Source organism: Halobacillus litoralis, assembly GCF_004101865.1.
GTDB classification, from domain to species: Bacteria; Bacillota; Bacilli; order Bacillales; family Halobacillaceae; genus Halobacillus; species Halobacillus litoralis_A.
This window is the reverse complement of sequence record NZ_CP026118.1, coordinates 1,051,763-1,071,040: the sequence shown is the minus strand read 5'-3', so window position 1 is coordinate 1,071,040 and position 19,278 is coordinate 1,051,763. Positions and strand designations below refer to the sequence as shown.

Below are 19,278 nucleotides of genomic sequence, written 5' to 3'. Positions count from 1 at the left end.
CCCTGAAACAGGGACGAAGCTCAGACTCCGCGGTACCACCCTTGTTGGTAAATATATTACCCACTTGTTTGGTGTATCACTTTCAAAGAATACTGTAATTCGATAAACGAACAGCCCAAGTTTACACCATTCACCTGGTCTCTGATTGCTGCTTTTCGACTATCTACTGCGATATTCGTGATACGATTTATTCTTTTTCGCTTAAACGCTTTTAAGTAATGAAGTATTGTGAATACATCATAAAAGAATCAACACCGCTTGTCAATACTTTTCAGGCTTGATGGAGGGTGTTTTTTAAACCCATTAAATTCCTGAGGGGTTATAAAAAGGAGGGGTGCTTTGAGGTCGTTTTATATTATTCATAAAATTAAACGAGCCACCTTCAAAAGAAGATGCTGGTCGTGTATAATGGTGGAAATTTGAAAAGCAGGGGGACTGGGGCATGGAACCTGAAACGATTGAACGCTCTGCCTCATCAAGTCGTTTACATATGATTCAAAGAGGAATAGTTGCAGGGTTACCCATTATGCTCGGGTATTTACCGATTGCATTAACTTACGGGGTACTGGCCAGTCAAACTGGGATGACCAATTTTGAACTTACGCTGATGAGTGTACTTGTATTTGCGGGAGCAGCCCAGTTTCTAGCTGTTGGGATGGTTGCGACAGGGACAGGAATCATTGAGATCATTATTGCAACCTTCGTTCTCAACTTCAGACACTTTGTAATGAGTCTTTCTTTTGTCAATCGCTTAAAGACCATCGCTCTTCGTGCAAAATTACCATTAACTTTAGGTTTGACGGACGAAACATTCACGATGTCCGCACTTTATCGGAAAGAAGCGAAAGAAACACATGGCGGATTGTTCTATGCTTCATTGATTTTAACTGCTTATATTTCTTGGGTGGGTGGCTCTTATCTAGGTGGAGTCCTCGGTGACATTATGCCTTCCCGGCTGAGTGATAGTATGGGAATTGCGCTTTATGCTATGTTCATCGGTTTGCTTATTCCTTCAGTTAAAAGAAATGTCCGCATTGCATTGATAGCCATTTTAGCAATGTTGATTAACTTTATATGTCAGACTTTGGGGATGAACCAGGGTTGGGCGATTGTAATTGGAACTGTTGTCGGAGGGTTCAGCGGGATTTGGATCTTAGATGATGGAGAGGAGGTTGAGGGATGATTATTTGGATGATCATCGGAATGGCTGTTGTTACCGCGATCCCCCGTTTGGTTCCTGCACTGATAGTGGATTTCATTACATTCCCTAAGTGGGTGGATCGGTGGTTGAATGCTATTCCTTATGCTGCTTTGGGAGCTTTGATCTTCCCGGGGATCATGAGTGTAAAACCAGATGCCCCCCAAATAGGCGTGATCGCTGGTTTAGTGACGATTTTTTTGGCTTGGCTGAATATTCATATCATTTTCGTCGTCCTTTGTGCCATCGGCTCTGTTTTTCTTCTGACGCTGTAATCACACCTGCCTATGTGGTGCATATCGTATAGGGATACTTCCGAGAAAGGAATTGATCGTTATGGACCGACAGCAAGGATTTCCTTTTGGGCAGATATGGCCTGGGCAAGGACCGCCATTCGGGGGAGGTCCTGGCCAACCGCCGCAAGGACCACCATTCGGAGGAGGACCTGGCCAACCGCCGCAAGGACCACCATTCGGAGGAGGTCCTGGCCAACCGCCGCAAGGACCGCCATTCGGAGGAGGACCTGGTCAACCGCCACAGGGACCCCCACCCGGAGGAGGACCAGGCGGACAATTGCCGCCACCTCCAACATCGCCACCACAAGCGCAAAATGCTACACTGTTTGCCGTGGACCCAGGGTCATTATTCGGATGTTTGTACCGGTACACATGGATTCGTCTTGAAAATGGGCGTTCATTCTGGTTCTATCCGACATTCATAGGCAGAACTTCGGTAGCAGGATACCGTTGGCAACGGCGACAACGCCAGTGGATATACACAGGGTTTGACACACGCCATATCTCCAGTTTTCAATGTAGATGAACAAATGGGTGAAAAGATGGTGCCATACGAGCATCGTCTTTTTTTGTTACAATATAAAAAAAGAGGATGGAAGGGAAGAGGGAAATGCCTGAAGTAAGAGTTGCCCATTTTGAAGATGCAGAAACCATCGCTGAAATTCATGTGAAAAGCTGGAAATCCACTTATAAAGATTTGATTGATGAAAGAGACTTAAGCAACACGACAGTAGAACACCGGATTGCATTATGGGAAACGGTATTGCGGACGCCTGTGAATGGTCAAATCGCTTTCGTTATCGAAAACGATGAGAAGGAAGTCGTCGGTTTCGTCTCTGGCGGAAAAGAGCGCACGAAAAACTATGGATTTGATGGAGAAATCTATGCGATTTATTTATTGGATGAATATCAAGGTCAAGGGTATGGTAAGCAGTTATTAAAGGTGTTTGCAGAAGGAATGGAAAAAGCGGGTTATGAGTCACTACTTGTCTGGGTGCTTACCCATAATCCTTCCAGCAGGTTTTATATCAAGTATGGAGCAGATCCGATTGAAGCTGAAAAGGTGACTATCGGGCAAGGAACCTATGAGGAAACGGCCTATGGTTGGAATGAACTGAAGGAACTGATACATAAATTCTCCTGATTAAAAAAGGCCTCTTCCAGCGAAACCATTGAAAAAAACTTTTCAATCTAGTGAGCTGTTAAATTTTGTTCTGCTTCTGACGAATCGCTGATTTGTGGATGCTTGCCACTAAAGCACACGGGGGAGTAAGCGTCCAAATGTTTCATCGAAATGATAAAAGAAGCCGAGTTGCACGATAATATCGCTCAACTCGGCTTCTTTATTTGCTTTATAGCTCAAAAAGTTGCAGTTCTTCAGTGGCATCCTTCTGGCAGGTGCAGTTTTTTTGTGGTTTTTTTATTTTTCATAGGGTTCAATATGAAGGTGGGCGTAACCGATGTTCTGTTCTTTTTCAAGAAGCTCTTCTACTTCATCAGTAATATCATGCCCTTGTTGGATGGTAATGTCTGGATTGACATGAATAGTCGCTTCCACAAGTGTCTGATTCCCTTGCATTCTCGCTTTGACATCTTTCACAGACCATACACCAGGATGGGCAGCAATAGTTTCCCGGATATGTTCAATTTCTCCTTCATCGAATCCATCTGTCAAACTGTGTGTTGCTGTTTTAAAGATGTCCCATGCTGTCTTGCAAATTATCAAACCTACCACCAATCCTGCTAAAGGATCCAGCCAGAAGACACCAAATTGAGCACCGAAAATTCCAATGCTTGCCCCTATACTCACCAAGGCATCCGAACGGTTATCCTGAGCAGCGGCGTAGATAGCACTACTGTTGATTTTTTTTGACAAATTCAAGTTGTAACGGTAGACGGCATACATGACAAATGCAGCCACTAAAGCAGTCCATGCGGTCACCATGGCCGGTTCTCCAGCACGCTGGTTGATAATATCTTGCACCGTTCCGATAATGACCTCGATTCCAACTGTCATCATAATGAAAGCGGCGATTAAAGAAGCGATGGTTTCAGCGCGGAAATGTCCGTAATGGTGGTCTTCATCCGGTGGTTTTCTCGATATTTTCAATCCCACTAAAACGGCCACAGAGGCGATGACGTCGGTAGTATTGTTAAGACCATCTGCACGCAGTGCCTCTGAATTTCCGAAGGAGGCGATAATCAGTTTAGCCGTTGCAAGAAGTAAATAGGCAATAATACTGACCCAGGCCCCGCGTTCCCCCATTTTCAAATTTGAATATTCACTCATCCAAGTACCCCCGAATAAATCAAATAAAAGCAAATCTAAGCTTATCAGACAGGCTTTCAGTAAGTCTAGAGAAAAAAAGCTTTCCTTATTCATATAGCTTGGTGCAGGTAATCATAATTGCCCATGCTCAAAAAAGATAATCCTCATGAAGATAGGACGAGATTATGAAAGTGGATCAATCTTGAGTATTATGTTTTGAATAGAAAAGTTTTCTCATATATCTCGAATTAGAGAATCTTTTGTTTGAGTGTTATTTCTCACGGGTATATACTATTTATGAATCCGAAACCTACCCTTTGGCAACAATAATGGAGGAGTCGTAGGTGGAAAAGGAACGAAAAAGGAGAGATGAATATGGCAAATGTGAAATTAGCGATTATTTACTACAGTTCGACAGGTACGAACTATCAAATGGCTCAGTGGGCAGAAGAAACTGCCAAACAAGAAGGAGCAGATGTAAAATTAGTCCGGGTTCCTGAATTGGCTCCAATGGAAGCGATTGAACAGAACCCTGCCTGGAAAGAACACTACTTAGCAACTAAAGATGTAGTAACAGAAGCGCAAGTAGATGACCTGGATTGGGCAGATGCTGTTCTTTTCAGTATCCCGACTCGTTTCGGTAATGTACCCGCACAAGTGAAGCAGTATATGGATCAAGCAGGTGGGCTATGGTTCCAGGGCAAGCTTGTCAATAAAGTAGTAAGTGCCATGACTTCTGCACAAAACCCACATGGTGGTCAAGAATCCACTTTATTGAATTTCTATACGACGATGTTCCACTGGGGCGCGATCGTTGCTGCACCTGGCTATACAGATGATGCGATTTTCGCTTCCGGAGGTAACCCTTATGGAACAAGCGTAAGTGTTGATGGTGAAGGTAACATGCAAGAGGATGTCGAAGGTGCTGTTCGTCACCAAGTGAAACGTACTCTTGATGTTGCAAGTAAATTTGTAGAGTAATAATAGAAGCAGTTCCCTAGTTTAAGGGAGCTGCTTTTTTTGCGTTCAAAATGAAGATCGTGGGGTGTGGGAGTAATATTAATGCTAATGGCAGTTATCTGGAAGTCACGGTTTCGAATTTATGAGAATTTTCCCTTTATTGGATGTATAAATCATCATAATTAAGCTCTATGAGGATTGCTTTCTTATTTGCAAAAGCTCCCTACAAACAAAGGTAGTTTTGAGCGTCTTCCAGTTGTATGGTGGGTGGGAAAACGGTGAGACTCCTGTGGGATGAACATGATTGGTCAGATCCCGCAAGGCGAAGCCTGAGGAAGCTCACCACATGCCCACGGAAAGCGATCCGTTTTCCCACCCACCATCTCCACATCCGAAAGTCTCGAAACTGATCACTAAAAATAGGGAAGCTTACTCACTATTAAAATTTACACATTCATTAATCCGCTTTATTTCCCTACATAAGAAGGCTTAGCAGGTTTAAAAATCTTAAAAACGGGAATCATATAACTAAATATTCAGAAAACTTGTTGCGAAATTCTATTAAATCCTGCATAATGAAAAAAAGCATGAAGGGGGTATTCTCATGAGAAAGCAAAAGATTGATTATGTTATCCGTCGCGACCCCGAATACAAAGGGAAAGAGATTACGGCCAAGAGAGAATTGTCCTTTGGAATCCAGCTAGCCTCACGTCTGCTTTTAGATCACTTGAGTTATCAATTTAATAAAGAACGTCTGGATGAGAAAGTTAATCTGGCTATTGATAACGGTGATCGTGAAGAATTTGAACGTTTAAGTCAACTGTATCAATCCTACTCATAGGAATAGATGATAGAGCCACTGCCGCTGCAGTGGCTTTTTATTGTGATTAATACCACTCTGTGATTGACATTATTGTCATAGTAGGTTGCTTTACAGCCACTGCAAGAGAGTAGAGAGGGATTTGCTCATGAGGAAAGTTCATTAGCTCAGCAGATTTTCACCAACATATTTAAAGGTCAAAAAATCAAGTGAAAGAAAAACGGCATATTGATTTGATATACCAATATACAACATCTTCCTGAAAATGTTATAGTGATGGTAACAACATAGATTTAGGTAGGTAATTATATTGAAAAAAGCACTTTTATTAACATTATTAAGCTTTTCATTAGCTGCTTGTTCTGCCGGGCCATTTTCTGCGGAAGAGCCGGAGGAAGAAGTGCCAGCTTCATCTACTGTCGACGATGAAGAAGTGAAAGAAAAAGAAAGTCCAGAAGCAGATCAAGAAACTGGAACTGAAGAACAAACTGGAGAAGAAGGCGCAAATGAACAGAAAGAAGAAAAAGTCACAGAAGATGGATTGATACAAGTAGATAAGCCGGAGAGCATGACGGTTGTCGTCAATAAAAATCGTAAATTACCTGGTGAATATGTACCACCTGATTTAACTGTGCCTGATGTACCTTTTTACTTCAACGAAGATCACCCAAAAAAACAAATGCGTGAAGAGGCAGCGCGTGCCTTGGAAGAGCTTTTTGCAGCAGCTGAAGAGGACGGATTGGATTTAGTAGCCGCTTCTGGTTACCGCTCTTATGATCGTCAGAAGGAAATTTACGAGCGTAATGTAGAAATATATGGGGAAGAAGAGACGAATACTTTTTCTGCTAAGCCTGGGACAAGTGAGCACCAAACCGGTTTGGCCATGGATGTCACTTCAGCTGAGATGTCTTTTAAGCTAGAGCAATCCTTCGGGAATACGGCAGAGGGTGAGTGGCTGGCTGAACACGCCCATGAGCATGGTTTCATCATCCGCTATATTAAAGGGATGAAAGAAGTGACAGGGTACATGTATGAGCCATGGCACCTCCGTTATGTCGGGGAAGAATACTCAACAGATGTGCATGAACGAGAAGTCACGTTAGAAGAATTTTTCGGGTATTATCCATCAGATGAATAAACAAAACTTGAAGCCATTTCTCTTCTGCAAGAGAAATGGCTTCTTTTAATAACAAATTCCGACACGATGGTGTAAGAAACGTTTATGAATAAGTTCCTCAAATGCAAATTGGGCTGTATCTTCCACGGTGATTTTTTTTCCGCCTTCTGGTAATAAATCTATTTCATATCTGAGGTTGGTGTGCTGGTCACCGTCTGGTAAATAGGTGGGGCAGACGATGGTCCAATCCAAGTGACTGCCACTCAGGAGCTGGTAGACCTTTACGTGTTCCTTAGCTGCAAATGTCTTCCTCCTTTTCGATTCATCTGTCTCGAACCGATACTTCCCTTGCTCATATCGACTATTCAAAATTCCGGCTGTTCCTATTGTGACGATTCGGCTGATTTGCTGTTTTTCCATTTCACTGATGATCTTTGGGAAGGCCGTTGACAGTGTATCGGTTTTGTCTGTACTTAATCCGCTGAAAACCATATCACAGCTCTCGAGGGTCGCACTGATATCTTCCTCACGAGTGACATCACCGATCACATGCTCAGCTTCAGGAATCATTTCTTCTGCTTTCTTCCGATCTCTGATGAGTACTTTCACTTGCATTTTTTTGCTTAAAGCTAACTTTACAACGCTCGATCCGACTCTTCCCGTACCACCGAATACAGCTAGTTTCATGAAATCACCTCTGTAAATTTTTTATAAAATATCGACCGTTTTGAGAATTGTTTGAACATCTTCTGATATGCTTACTTCAAAGGGTGAATGGGGGGAGATAAATGAAAAAGAAACCAGTATTGAGTTGGTTATTCTATGATTTTGGTAATTCAGCCTTTGCTACGACGATCATGGCAGCCGTGCTGCCTGTCTTCTATTATGATGTGGCTGCCAAAGGTGTACAGGAATCGTTAGCAGCCAGCTACTGGGGATATTCCCAATCGATCGCTGTTTTAATCGTTGCCATACTTGCACCAGTGTTAGGTGCGATCAGTGACTATTCTGCAGCGAAAAAGAAGTTTCTGATGTTCTTTGCATACATGGGCATGGTAGCGAGTGTACTGCTAGCTTTCGTTGGTGAAGGTGATTATCTATTCGCATCCCTTCTATTGATCATCGGTACGATTGGTTTCTCAGGGGCGAATGTGTTTTATGACGCTTTTTTACCCGAAGTAGCGGATGAAGACAATATCGACCGGGTTTCAGCGACTGGATTCGCCTTTGGGTATATCGGCGGAGGGGTTCTGTTAGCTGTCAACTTACTAATGATCATGAAATATAACTGGTTCGGACTGCCGAATAGCTTAGTCGGTACTCAATTGGCCTTTGTTTCCGTAGGTCTATGGTGGTTTGTCTTTTCCATTCCATTAATCAAAAATGTCGTAGAAGAAAAGAAAGTCCAGCCTGGGAGAACGCAGTCCTATGTAAAAATCGGCTTCAGTCGTCTTGGGCGGACATGGAAAGAATTAAAACACTTCAAACATTTACTTCTTTTTTTGTTAGCTTTTTGGCTATACAATGATGGGATTTCTACGATAATAAAAATGGCTACCATTTATGGACGTGATATCGGCATAGATAGTTCTTCATTGATCATAGCACTTTTGATCACTCAGTTCGTCGGGATTCCTTGTACTTTCTTTTTTGGGTGGCTCGCAGGGAAGATCACCGCTAAACGGGCCTTGCTCATTTCCTTGTTCATATACTTAGCCATCATAGGTTTAGGATATTTCATGACAACGGCATTGCATTTTTATATTTTAGCGATTTGTGTTGGCTTCGTCCAAGGAGGGGCGCAGTCATTAAGCCGTTCGATTTTCGGACGGATGGTTCCTGGCGATCGTCATGCAGAGTTCTTTGGGTTTTATGGTATTTCTTCCAAATTTGCAGCTATTTTCGGACCTTTTGTCTTTGCACTCGTCGGTCAATTGACTGGCTCCAGCCGGTTAGGGATTTTATCACTCATTGTATTTTTCGTGATCGGAATCATCCTATTGTTTAAGCTGGACGTTGAAAAGGGTGTAGAACAAGCGAAAGCCCATACGAATCCTAACGATGAACCGGTCATCCGATCATAAGGGTTTTAAAGAGTTGGTTGCTGAAGCTGGGACAAAAGAATTTTCCCTTATGAATCCATTCATGCCTATGCCTCTCCGGCAACATACTTCGCTTTCCGCGGGCACGGACTCAGCCTCCTCAGAAAGCAAAGACCGCTTTCTTCCGGGGTCTTCACCTCGTGCTGTTCCCGCAGGAGTCTGCGTATGTTGCCTACGCTCCATTTGATTCATTCTATCCTAATGTTCGTCTTTTCCAGTGGCAGTTAGTGTTTTCCCAGCCTGGGGGGAACTTTTAATTCTCCATAGCCGCGCCCCCCTTCTCCAATATAATAGAAACGTCTATGGAATGAAGCTTTTTCGCTTAAACACTAAAGCATAAAAGAATTTTTTTAAATCAAATGATTGGGCGGCTGTACTTGTTGGTCAATTTTTTATCCAAAGTTTCTCCTGTGTCATAAGAAACATTGTCGATGATTTCTTGAATCTTATACCAATGTGCTGCCTCGAGGGTCTCCCAATAGTTGAAAATATGTTTGAAAAGCCTTTCTCCTTCGTCGAGCGCCTTTTTATAAAGGTCCAAAAAAGATTCATCGCGAACTTTGTTAGTAGCCGGGTGATTCCAGTCTGTACGATTTTCATTCAAATAATCTTTCGGCTGACTGATCGGTTGATGGGAGAAGGAGGATACGAGCGGACCGAAGTATTTATTTTTCCATTTCCAAGGGTCATACAAAACCCGTTGTGCGGCTTGTATATGCTGCAAAGATCGTGTGACAAAGGAAGGGGAATACGCTTCCACAGTGCCTGGATAATGAGTATCAATTAATGTATACATCATGTCGGCAATCGCTGTGGTGTTTTTTTTGATTCTGATTTCTTTATGGACAGGGGTATGCCATGATTTCCTATTACGTTCACGTTGAAGCATCAATGTATCAATGATCACCTCGAGTTTTTGGTGCTTATTTCCCTCATAGCCGGCATGATAATGGATGTAAGGGTGTGTATGCCGGTCGAGGATATGGTGACTGACGAAACCTAAAATATAGGCTTGTAAATGATGCTTTGATTGACTCCCGATCTTGATCATATCCAGTAAAAAGGGTCCGCAATTTTCTGTGTGCAACTGCATTCCTACTTCAGCGACTTTTTGATCTGGAAGAAAGGGTAGAAAATTATGATAAAAAAACGGATCAGGACCTTGGGCTCCCATATGAAGGGATGCATAAGAAGTGTCCAACAAAGCTTTGTGCCCGAGATCGTGACAAAGTGTGTCGACGAAAATGATATGTGTCCAAATATTCGGCATACCGATTACCTCCGTATTTTTAGTTGAATAAATGACAGCGAAAAAAAGAGCCCATTAAAAGGCTCTTTTTTTACCACTTATACCCAAATGAGAGATCAAGCAATGTCAGATGATATGTACAAGTTGCTTGATAGACTTATTATACATAAATATCAGAATAATGTAAATAATCAGAATCGGGAAAATGGAAGGGAATTTGTCAAAATTAAAAGGGCTGTTAATGATTGTTCAAAAGATTCTTGATACAATGAATGAGGAAACAATGAACTGATAAAGGGAGGATTTCTATGGATTACCGTATTGAAAAAGATACTATTGGTGAAATCAAAGTTCCAAGTGAAAAATATTGGGGTGCTCAGACACAAAGGAGTAAACAAAACTTCCCGATCGGTGATGAGAAAATGCCGCGAGAAGTAGTGGAAGGATTCGCCATTTTGAAAAAGAGTGCAGCCAAAGCGAACGCTGCTTTAGGTTTATTGGAAGAAGAAAAAGCGGAAGCCATCGCATTTGCTGCTGACCAAATTCTTGCTGGTGAATTGGAAGACCATTTTCCTCTCGTCGTTTGGCAGACAGGGAGTGGTACCCAATCCAACATGAACGTAAACGAAGTTATTGCTTATGTTGGAAATCAGTGGTTGACAGAGCAAGGTAAAGAAACACGTCTCCATCCAAATGATGATGTCAATAAATCGCAAAGCTCCAATGATACGTATCCGACGGCCATGCATATAGCATCTGTAAGAAAGATTGAAGATGTCGTCTTGCCAGCTTTGATTCAGTTCAAACTGACTTTGAAAGAAAAAATGGAAGCGTTTAATGAGATCGTCAAAATCGGCCGAACCCACTTGCAGGATGCAACTCCTTTGACACTAGGTCAGGAAATCAGTGGCTGGCACCGTATGTTGGAAAAAACAGAAAAAATGTTGATTGAAAGTACGGAATATGTAAAAGAGCTGGCCATTGGCGGTACCGCTGTTGGGACGGGGCTGAATGCACACGAAGACTTTTCAGAGCATGTAGTGGCTCAAATTAATGAAGCTACAGGTAAAGGCTTCGTTTCTGCCCCGAATAAATTTCATGCACTTACCTCTCATGATGAACTTGTCCATACACATGGAGCATTGAAAGCACTTGCTGCGGATGTAATGAAAATTGCAAACGATGTCCGCTGGCTTGCGAGCGGTCCTCGTTGTGGCATTGGTGAAATAACGATTCCAGCCAATGAGCCGGGAAGCTCTATTATGCCAGGTAAGGTCAACCCTACTCAAAGTGAAGCTGTAACCATGGTAGCTGCACAAGTCATGGGGAATGATGCGACCATTGGTTTCGCAGCAAGTCAGGGGAATTTTGAATTGAATGTATTCAAACCTGTCATCGCTTATAATTTCTTACAATCTGCTCAACTACTTGCGGACAGTATCGTTTCCTTTGATGAGCGTTGTGTAAGCGGACTTGAGCCGAACCACGAGCAAATTGAAAAATATTTGCGTGATTCCCTGATGCTTGTGACAGCACTTAATCCACATATTGGATATGAAAATGCAGCAAAAATCGCGAAAACCGCATTTGAAAGAGACCAGACCTTAAAGGAAACCGCTGTTGAACTTGGTGTTTTGACAGAAGAACAGTTCGAAGAATACGTTGATCCTAAAGCAATGACGAAGCCGAACGCGAAATAATTTTATTGTTGTTAGCCAAATTAATTGTCTCATGAAAAATCTCCATTAATTTCCACTAATTTTTTTGACATAAAAATTAAAGGTCCGACCCATACTACAATTACACAGGACAGGAGGTGAGACACAATGGCTAACAACAACAGTTCAAACGAGTTGGTTGTACCTGGTGTACAACAAGCTCTAGACCAAATGAAATACGAAATCGCTCAAGAATTCGGCGTAGCACTTGGTGCTGATTCTACTTCCCGTGCTAACGGTTCTGTAGGTGGAGAAATCACTAAGCGTCTTGTACAAATGGCTGAACAGCAGTTCGGTGGACAACAACAAAAACGATAAATATTGTGAAGAAGGAGAAAGGGTGCGCCCTTTCTCCTTATTTTTTTGAAAGAAGTGGCTTTTTATGCAAGAATGCGGGTTGTGCAATGGCTGGGCTGAATCTGAGCGCCATTGCCCAAGATGTAATGGAACGATGATGGACCAGGGACGTGTAACAGATTTTCTTGATGATTACAGCCCCTATTTGGATCAGAAATACACAGATCTTGTTGATGGAGAGTCATATTCATCTGTGGCAGAGCAATGTGTCCATTTATTCGTTTGTGAAGACTGTGGATTAAATGACATCCAAACATGATGAAAATAACGCAGCCTCGAGGGAGGCTACTGAAAAACCTTTTTCAATCCAGAGTAGCTGTTAATGTTTGTTGTTGCTTCTCACGAATAGCTTGTCGGTGGATGCTTGCCCGCGGGCACGGCCTCAGCTAACTTGGTCAAGAAGATCACTTGACCAAGTGGATCTTCGGCTCGCGCTGTTCCCGCAGGCGTCACCACCGAACGCTCCTCATGGAAGCAACAGTCGCCCATCTAAAAAGAGTGATTTATAAAAAAATCACTCTGCGTGTACAAGGGCAGGTGGCGATATTCACCGCCGATATAAATCGAATGCTAAAGCACCTGGAGAGGAAGCCGGCCGAATGTTTCCTCGAAATAAAAAAGCCGAGTTGAACGATAAAATCGTCCTACTCGGCTTCTTCTTTGATGTATAACTAAGAAAGTTACAGTTCTTCAGTCGTCTCCTTCGAGGGGCTGCGTTTTTCTGAATTAATCTGGATCGACCATTTGAGTTCAATTATCGGATGCGTAACTCAGATTCTTTATCAAAGAAGTGGACTTTGTTCATATCAATCGCCAACTCAATGCGATCTCCCCCTTTTACATCTGAACGTGAGTCGACCCGGGCAATGAACTCTTGATCGTTAAGTTTGGAATATAGATACGACTCTGAGCCCATCAATTCCGCAACTTCAATATCTGCTGTGATTTTTTTATCTTGATTTGCATCAATGAAAACCGGCTCATCATGCATATCTTCCGGTCTTACACCTAGAAAGATATCTTTCCCGATATAGTTTTGTTCACGTAATGGTTTCATTTTTCCTTCAGGGACTGCAAGCTTGATCTCACCTAGCTCGACGTGGCCATCCGCTAATTTGCCATTGAGGAAGTTCATAGCAGGGGAGCCGATGAAACCGCCGACGAAAACATTTTCCGGCTTATCATACACTTCTTTTGGTGCTCCTACCTGTTGGATGATTCCATCTTTCATAACGACAAGACGTGTAGCCATCGTCATCGCTTCTGTCTGGTCGTGTGTAACGTAAATCGTCGTTGTTTGCAGACGCTGGTGCAATTTTTGAATTTCAGCACGCATTTGTACACGAAGTTTGGCATCAAGGTTGGATAAAGGCTCATCCATCAAGAAGACTTTTGCATCACGCACGATAGCACGTCCAAGTGCGACACGTTGTCTTTGTCCGCCTGACAGAGCTTTAGGTTTACGGTCAAGTAATGCTTCAAGACCGAGAATTTGGGCCGCATTGTTTACACGTTTCTCAATTTCACTTTTGTTCATTTTCCGGAGTTTCAAACCAAATGCCATGTTGTCGTAAACGTTCATGTGAGGGTAAAGGGCGTAGTTTTGGAATACCATTGCGATGTCACGGTCTTTTGGTGCTACATCGTTCATACGTTTCTCATCGATGGTAAAATCACCGCCTGTAATTTCCTCCAAACCGGCAATCATCCGTAACGTTGTAGATTTACCGCACCCGGATGGTCCAACGAACACAACGAATTCTTTATCGTTGATATGCAAATTGAAATCATCAACCGCTCTTACATTTTTATCATAAACCTTTTCAATGTTATTCAGTTTCAATTCTGCCATATAAATAGCCCCCTATGTAAATTTTGAAATCGCTTTCTTGATTGGTTTAAGTGTATCGAAGTTCACTATTCCGGTAAATGGACAAAGTGCACAAAAGTAGCTTAGAGGCTTTGTGCACTTTGTCGAAAGATCAGTGATCCATATTCAACAATGCGAGATAGGTAATGACTGCACCTTCAAATTGTTTCACATCCAGACCTGTCTTCTCAATGAACTTATCCACCCGGTATTGCAGGCTGTTGCGGTGCATATACAGCTTCTTAGCGGCAAGTGTGGTATTTGATCCAGATTCAAGGAAAACCCGGATCGTCTGCAGTAAATCAGTTTCCTGCTCGATCCCTTGAAAAACAGAGCGCTTGATATGCTGCCACTTATCCACTGAAAGAGAATCAAGGTAAATATAAGGCATGATATCAATATACGTGACAACGGATTCCAAGCGACGTTCTTTTGCGAGACGCGCCCCATCTTCCGACCATTCCAATATGAAAGGAGCATATTTCACATCTGAGGAGAACTCACTGATAAAGAACTGGATTTTCGTATAAAAATCACTCATTAATACATCAGGAATTCCTTCAAATGACAACGTTTCCTGTTGCTCTGAGAAAACCTCTTCTATAATGAAGCCATCTCGATCTGTTTTCCATAAAATCGGCATTTCTTGAGGGAAAAGGGATTGGAATGCTTCTTGGACAATTTCTTTATCTGTCGATGAGTCTTCAATGGAAAACAACACGAACCGATAAGAGTCAGGAGATTCGATTTCACCGTTCCATTGACCTTCCTGAAGTAACGAAGACCAGTTTTTTTCCCGGATAGTCATCGCAGGCTGGTCCAAAGAGACGGGCGTCAAAAACACGGAGAGCAGCTCGGTAGAATGGGCATCCAATTCCTCATGCCTGATCCCGATAGTCTCCATCTCATCAGTCTCAAACCATACATAGTCGGAAAATATTTTGTGGTCCTCAGGCTTCCTGGTAATGATTGATGGGTACATTTGCTTTAGCTGGTCTATGACTGTCATGAATCTCTTCCTTTTTGGTAGGATATTTACTATTATAGTAGTACAATGTAGAAATTCCGCAAAGCGGTGTATGTATAGAAATTTGTGCGTACAGGTGAAAGGGGTAAATAAATTGGACCATGTAAAAGATCAGAGTATTTATGGACCAGAAACGAAAAACCGCCTGAAACGAATTGAAGGACAAGTCCGAGGCGTTTTAAAGATGATGGATGAAGATAAAGATTGCAAAGAAGTCATCACTCAGCTTTCAGCAGCCCGTTCAGCAATGGATCGTGCCATTGGATATATCGTAGCAAAAAATCTGGAAGGTTGTATCCGGGACGCTCATGAAGAAGGCGAATCCGCTGAAGAATTGATCAACGAAGCCGTACAAATGATTGTCAAAAGCCGGTAGTATTAAAAGCGGATGCGCCCGGAAAGCCTCGACAAGCTTAAGAACAAACGTGCAGGGAAGCGACCTTCTTCCCGTAAGGTTTGGACTTAAGACCTCGAGGGGAGAGCCCTATCCACCTAAACCGAGTTCTGGCACCTTTTAATAGAGCTGATAAATAGTGGAGGGAATGCCTTCCATTAACAATCAAATGATAAAATTGAAAAGTATGAAAGCTGTCTCTGCAAGTGTCTGATCGACTATGCGGAGACAGCTTTTTAAATAGCTGCCAATGGCTTTATTGGTATCGGTTACTATCTTCTTCAGGTATTTCATGGCCTTCCCCGATTTGCTCTCTTCCATAAACCGGTTTTACAGTTCCTCCAGCCATTCCTTCATTGATCATGCGATCGACATCCACCTCAAACTTATCTTTTCCCTCCGGCGCCTGGTGCTTCTTCTTTTTAGGCATGCCTTCACCTCCTTTTTTCTCATTTTGCCCTGAAAATTGAAAAAGATGAGGGAAGAACATGTCATAAACTTGTCTCTCCCAAACATATTTATAAGAATAGAGGAGGGGATTGAATGCAAAATCAAAATCAGTCTTTTATCCAAATGTTAGCACAGGCGATTGAAAATGAATGGAACGCCAATGACTTTTACAAACGTTTAGGCGGGGACACAAGTAATCGTCTATTCCGTGATTACATCAAGCATGCAGAAGATGATGAGTTGAATCATTATCAAATGTTCCAGCACCTTTATTTTCAACTGACAGGTCATTACCATGAATTCGAGCCCGATCCTGTTTCCTATCGTTCATTTGAGGAAGGTGTCATTAAAGCGCAAAAAGATGAGTTTGAAGCAGCAGAAATGTACAGACAAATGTTGTTCATGATTCCGACTCCGATGGCCTACCAGCCTTTGTTCATAGCGATGACCGATGAGATGGAGCATGCAACCAGATTTGGAACGATATATGGACGCTTAAAATGAGCGTAGGGAGGTCCTGGATAAATCTGGACCTTTTTTGTTTTTCTGAGTTGATCGTGATGAAAGACCAACAGTAGCTTACTACTGCTTAAGATGCTTTTGTTGAATGTGGATTAGTTGTATCCAACTTCTGCAATCAGCTATTATAACTGCCTGTTATTGGCACAACATTATTATTTCAATTATACTTGGTACACCAAGATCAGAAAGAGGTTGTATCATGAATCCAGTTATGCTTATTTTACTTATGGTTGGGGTCGGTGCACTTATTGGTGGATTGACCAACTCGTTAGCGATTAAAATGTTATTTCGTCCATACAGGGCGATTCATATAGGGAATTACCGGCTCCCATTAACACCGGGGCTGATTCCGAAACGACAAAAGGAATTGGCTCAGCAATTAGGGAAGATGGTAGTCAATCACCTCCTTACGCCTGAAGGGATCAGGAGAAAGCTTGCTCACCCGGATTTTCAAAACCAAATGACAGGTTGGGCGCAAGAAGAAGTGCGAACAATGATTCAACAAGACAAAACAGTCGAACATTTATTAGAGTCCTTTGATATCGAGGTTACTTCAGACAAATTGAAAGCCAATATAGCCGAGTGGGTAGAAGGCCGCTATCATTCTTTTATTAAGGACTATCGCGGAATGAAAGTGGAAGAACTTTTATCTCTAGAGTGGAGAGAAAAGTCGGACGAGGGAGTCGATCAAGTTGCTGATCATATTCAGCAGAGTATCGAACAATATTTCCGGAGCACTGAAGGTAGAGAGAAGGTGGCTGCCTTAATCGACAACTACCTGGATAACCAGGGGTTTCTAGGTAACATGCTTACTTCCTTTATGGGTTCTGATGGCTTGACCGAACGAATTTATCCGGTTATTCTCCGTTATGTCTCTGATCGAGAAATGAACGAGTGGTTGAAAACGATGCTCCATACAGAAAAAGACAAGCTTATGCAGCAACCCATCGGCTTTTTTGAAGAAAAAGTAGGGGCAGAAACCATCAGTCATGTACTTGGACAAGCAGTAGCTAAATCACTGCCTGTCGAGGAATGGATGTCTCGATCCGTCGCTGAATGGTCGAAACCCTATGAGCAAAAAATCCTGCAAGAATTTGTGCCACTTATCGTTAAACAGTCAAGCGAAGTACTTTCATCAAAAATTGAAAATATGATGAGTACTATGCGATTATCTGAAATTGTCCAAGAAGAAGTGGAAGCATTTCAGGTCGAACGTCTCGAGGAAATGGTACTTGGCATTTCCAGGCGGGAGTTCAAGATGATTACTTATTTAGGGGCTTTATTAGGCGGTATGATCGGATTTTTACAGGCTATTATTGTGCTATTTTTCGGATAATGACCAATTCCTATACAGAGCTAGGTGAGTTTGTTATAGTGGGGGAGGAGTAAAAGAACGAAATCTTAGGAGGTTCTAATCTTTATGGCAAATCTATATGATTACGCGTATGATCTAGAAAAAGCAATCCGTAACAGTGAAGAGTTCAACGGGTTGAAGGAAGCATATGAAGCAGTTATGAATGACGAAGCTGCGAAGAAAATGTTCGACGATTTCCGTCAAACACAAATCACACTTCAGCAAAAACAAATGCAAGGTGAAGAAATTTCTGAGGAAGAAGTAGAAGAAGCACGCAAAGTCGTTGAACTTGTACAACAACACCCAGAGATCTCTAAGCTTATGGAAGAAGAACAGCGCCTTAACACAGTGATTAATGATGTAAGCAAAATCATCACTAAACCACTTGAAGAACTTTACGGTACCCCTGAAGAACCACAGCAATAATAGAAAAGTGAATGCGCCTTGCGTAAGTCGGGCGTTCCTGAACGACAAGAAAACCACCGGAATTTATTTCCGGTGGTTTTTATTGTATTCCGGAAATTTGATGATACAAGTTTAAAAAGATGTTGTGCATGATAGATAGGATTCTTTCACTGGTTAAAATCCACCTGATCCGTTTATGGAAATTGCTTCACGATACGTTTGTGCTTAAGCTTGTCGGAAGGGTCCGAGTCGCTTATGTTCGTCCAGCAGTGATTGTATTTTCTTTATGTCATTGGTATAGGCGGAGTGTATATTTTTTTGTCGAGGCATGCAGGAAAATGCCCTGGATTTGACGAAAGACAACAAAAGAATAATTTTTCCATTAAAGGGGAATGAACATGAAGCATTTTATTATCGAAGAAAAAGAGAATGTCGTCCACTTAAGGATAGCTCGTGGTGAAAAATATAATGCCTTGGATGGAGAGCTGTTGGAAGAGTTTGCTTCCGTACTTGAAACAGTAAAGGAAACAGACGCCCAACTCCTTGTTTTATCTGGCAAAGGAGATGGGTTTTGCGCTGGCGGAGATCTCAGTATGATGAAAGATTTCACAGACAGTCAAAAATATGATCAAGTGATGGATCATATAGAGAAAATTGTTACGACGATATATACAATGCCGAAAGTCGTCATTTCTGCACTTCATGGTCCTGTAGTAGGTTTAGGCTTGAGCATCGCCTTGGCTGCGGATTATGTAGTAGCCGAACCTGATGCCACCTTATCAATGAATTTCATCGGGATCGGGCTCGCACCAGACGGCGGGGGGCATTTTTGGCTGCAGGAGCGTTTAGGGACTCATCGAGCTAAACATTTTGCATGGGAAGGTCAGCAGATGAGAGCCAAAGAAGCTTATGATCATAAACTGGTGGATATCGTAGTCAACGGTTCTGTTTTTGAAGAAGCGGATCAAATCGCTCAAAAGTGGAGCAAACGTCCATTGAAATCTATGATCGCAACGAAACAGATTTACCATCAATATGGACTGGATCGATTGTTACAGTATCTGGCGAAAGAAAGGCAGGCACAGTGGCAGTTGCGCCAAACCAATGATCATATGGAGGGAGTTCAAGCGTTTTTAGAGAAACGAACACCTGATTTTCGGGGAGAATGAG

At 42.4% G+C, this 19,278-nt stretch carries 22 protein-coding genes; 16 read left to right on the top strand and 6 right to left on the bottom strand.

Annotation, left to right across the window (positions count from 1 at the left end):
- The first annotated feature begins 442 nt into the window (after nucleotides 1-442).
- The 4 genes from HLI_RS05405 (at nucleotide 443) to HLI_RS05390 (ending at nucleotide 2,638) form a co-directional block, all read left to right on the top strand.
- Nucleotides 443-1,183 (top strand): AzlC family ABC transporter permease, encoded by a 741-nt coding sequence (locus HLI_RS05405; protein WP_128523731.1) that lies wholly within the window; start codon nucleotides 443-445, stop codon nucleotides 1,181-1,183.
- A complete protein-coding gene (locus HLI_RS05400) occupies nucleotides 1,180-1,473 on the top strand; it encodes an AzlD domain-containing protein (RefSeq protein WP_128523729.1) in 294 nt (97 codons plus the stop codon). The genes HLI_RS05405 and HLI_RS05400 overlap by 4 nt, the downstream gene beginning before the upstream one ends.
- A gap of 61 nt (nucleotides 1,474-1,534) precedes the next feature.
- Nucleotides 1,535-2,020, top strand: coding sequence for a hypothetical protein (locus HLI_RS05395; protein WP_128523727.1), 486 nt, complete (start codon nucleotides 1,535-1,537; stop codon nucleotides 2,018-2,020).
- Between the two features lie 84 nt (nucleotides 2,021-2,104).
- The gene (locus HLI_RS05390) at nucleotides 2,105-2,638 is read left to right on the top strand and encodes a GNAT family N-acetyltransferase (RefSeq protein WP_128523725.1); all 534 of its coding nucleotides are present in this window, start codon (nucleotides 2,105-2,107) and stop codon (nucleotides 2,636-2,638) included.
- 276 nt (nucleotides 2,639-2,914) lie between these two features.
- On the opposite strand, the gene HLI_RS05385 is transcribed toward HLI_RS05390, so the two are convergent.
- Nucleotides 2,915-3,784, bottom strand: coding sequence for a cation diffusion facilitator family transporter (locus HLI_RS05385; protein WP_128523723.1), 870 nt, complete (start codon nucleotides 3,782-3,784; stop codon nucleotides 2,915-2,917).
- A 354-nt stretch (nucleotides 3,785-4,138) separates the two neighbouring features.
- On the opposite strand from HLI_RS05385, the gene wrbA reads away from it, so the two are divergent.
- From wrbA to HLI_RS05370, 3 genes are all read left to right on the top strand, one after another.
- The gene (gene wrbA / locus HLI_RS05380; protein WP_128523721.1) at nucleotides 4,139-4,744 is read left to right on the top strand and encodes an NAD(P)H:quinone oxidoreductase; all 606 of its coding nucleotides are present in this window, start codon (nucleotides 4,139-4,141) and stop codon (nucleotides 4,742-4,744) included.
- A gap of 583 nt (nucleotides 4,745-5,327) precedes the next feature.
- A complete protein-coding gene (locus HLI_RS05375; RefSeq protein ID WP_128523719.1) occupies nucleotides 5,328-5,564 on the top strand; it encodes an IDEAL domain-containing protein in 237 nt (78 codons plus the stop codon).
- Between the two features lie 289 nt (nucleotides 5,565-5,853).
- The gene (locus tag HLI_RS05370) at nucleotides 5,854-6,681 is read left to right on the top strand and encodes a M15 family metallopeptidase (RefSeq protein ID WP_128523717.1); all 828 of its coding nucleotides are present in this window, start codon (nucleotides 5,854-5,856) and stop codon (nucleotides 6,679-6,681) included.
- 45 nt (nucleotides 6,682-6,726) lie between these two features.
- On the opposite strand, the gene HLI_RS05365 is transcribed toward HLI_RS05370, so the two are convergent.
- Nucleotides 6,727-7,347: an NAD(P)-dependent oxidoreductase gene (locus tag HLI_RS05365; protein ID WP_128523715.1), complete on the bottom strand. Its 621-nt coding sequence runs from the start codon at nucleotides 7,345-7,347 to the stop codon at nucleotides 6,727-6,729.
- A gap of 101 nt (nucleotides 7,348-7,448) precedes the next feature.
- Here HLI_RS05365 and HLI_RS05360 point away from each other — a divergent pair, with 101 nt between their 5' ends.
- Nucleotides 7,449-8,744, top strand: coding sequence for an MFS transporter (locus HLI_RS05360; RefSeq protein ID WP_128523714.1), 1,296 nt, complete (start codon nucleotides 7,449-7,451; stop codon nucleotides 8,742-8,744).
- A 373-nt stretch (nucleotides 8,745-9,117) separates the two neighbouring features.
- Here HLI_RS05360 and HLI_RS05355 read toward each other — a convergent pair whose 3' ends face one another.
- Nucleotides 9,118-10,032 carry a zinc dependent phospholipase C family protein gene (locus HLI_RS05355; protein WP_128523712.1) on the bottom strand — a complete coding sequence of 305 codons (915 nt, stop codon included), beginning with the start codon at nucleotides 10,030-10,032 and terminating at the stop codon, nucleotides 9,118-9,120.
- 287 nt (nucleotides 10,033-10,319) lie between these two features.
- Here HLI_RS05355 and fumC point away from each other — a divergent pair, with 287 nt between their 5' ends.
- The 3 genes from fumC to HLI_RS05340 all read left to right on the top strand — a co-directional run bounded on the left by fumC (nucleotide 10,320) and on the right by HLI_RS05340 (nucleotide 12,345).
- Nucleotides 10,320-11,711 carry a class II fumarate hydratase gene (gene fumC / locus HLI_RS05350; protein ID WP_128523711.1) on the top strand — a complete coding sequence of 464 codons (1,392 nt, stop codon included), beginning with the start codon at nucleotides 10,320-10,322 and terminating at the stop codon, nucleotides 11,709-11,711.
- 126 nt (nucleotides 11,712-11,837) lie between these two features.
- On the top strand, nucleotides 11,838-12,047 hold the full coding sequence (locus HLI_RS05345; protein ID WP_128523709.1) for an alpha/beta-type small acid-soluble spore protein: 210 nt from the start codon (nucleotides 11,838-11,840) through the stop codon (nucleotides 12,045-12,047).
- Nucleotides 12,048-12,111: 64 nt separating this feature from the next.
- A complete protein-coding gene (locus HLI_RS05340; protein ID WP_128523707.1) occupies nucleotides 12,112-12,345 on the top strand; it encodes a hypothetical protein in 234 nt (77 codons plus the stop codon).
- A gap of 495 nt (nucleotides 12,346-12,840) precedes the next feature.
- Here the strand turns inward: HLI_RS05340 and HLI_RS05335 are convergent, their stop codons facing one another.
- Complete coding sequence (locus HLI_RS05335) at nucleotides 12,841-13,938, bottom strand: ABC transporter ATP-binding protein (protein ID WP_128523705.1); 1,098 nt, start codon at nucleotides 13,936-13,938, stop codon at nucleotides 12,841-12,843.
- 130 nt (nucleotides 13,939-14,068) lie between these two features.
- Entirely contained in the window at nucleotides 14,069-14,965 is an 897-nt protein-coding gene (locus HLI_RS05330; RefSeq protein WP_128523704.1) for a PucR family transcriptional regulator, read from the bottom strand.
- Between the two features lie 112 nt (nucleotides 14,966-15,077).
- Here HLI_RS05330 and HLI_RS05325 point away from each other — a divergent pair, with 112 nt between their 5' ends.
- Nucleotides 15,078-15,359, top strand: a complete 282-nt coding sequence (locus HLI_RS05325) for a metal-sensitive transcriptional regulator (protein WP_128523702.1) — start codon at nucleotides 15,078-15,080, stop codon at nucleotides 15,357-15,359.
- A gap of 274 nt (nucleotides 15,360-15,633) precedes the next feature.
- Here the strand turns inward: HLI_RS05325 and HLI_RS21510 are convergent, their stop codons facing one another.
- A complete protein-coding gene (locus HLI_RS21510) occupies nucleotides 15,634-15,807 on the bottom strand; it encodes a hypothetical protein (RefSeq protein WP_164908495.1) in 174 nt (57 codons plus the stop codon).
- Between the two features lie 113 nt (nucleotides 15,808-15,920).
- Here HLI_RS21510 and HLI_RS05320 point away from each other — a divergent pair, with 113 nt between their 5' ends.
- The 4 genes from HLI_RS05320 (at nucleotide 15,921) to HLI_RS05305 (ending at nucleotide 19,277) form a co-directional block, all read left to right on the top strand.
- Entirely contained in the window at nucleotides 15,921-16,331 is a 411-nt protein-coding gene (locus HLI_RS05320) for a ferritin-like domain-containing protein (protein WP_128523700.1), read from the top strand.
- A gap of 217 nt (nucleotides 16,332-16,548) precedes the next feature.
- Nucleotides 16,549-17,685 (top strand): DUF445 domain-containing protein, encoded by a 1,137-nt coding sequence (locus HLI_RS05315; RefSeq protein WP_128523699.1) that lies wholly within the window; start codon nucleotides 16,549-16,551, stop codon nucleotides 17,683-17,685.
- Nucleotides 17,686-17,769: 84 nt separating this feature from the next.
- Nucleotides 17,770-18,129 carry a YlbF/YmcA family competence regulator gene (locus HLI_RS05310; protein WP_128523697.1) on the top strand — a complete coding sequence of 120 codons (360 nt, stop codon included), beginning with the start codon at nucleotides 17,770-17,772 and terminating at the stop codon, nucleotides 18,127-18,129.
- A gap of 377 nt (nucleotides 18,130-18,506) precedes the next feature.
- Nucleotides 18,507-19,277: an enoyl-CoA hydratase gene (locus HLI_RS05305; RefSeq protein ID WP_128523695.1), complete on the top strand. Its 771-nt coding sequence runs from the start codon at nucleotides 18,507-18,509 to the stop codon at nucleotides 19,275-19,277.
- Nucleotide 19,278 lies beyond the last annotated feature (1 nt).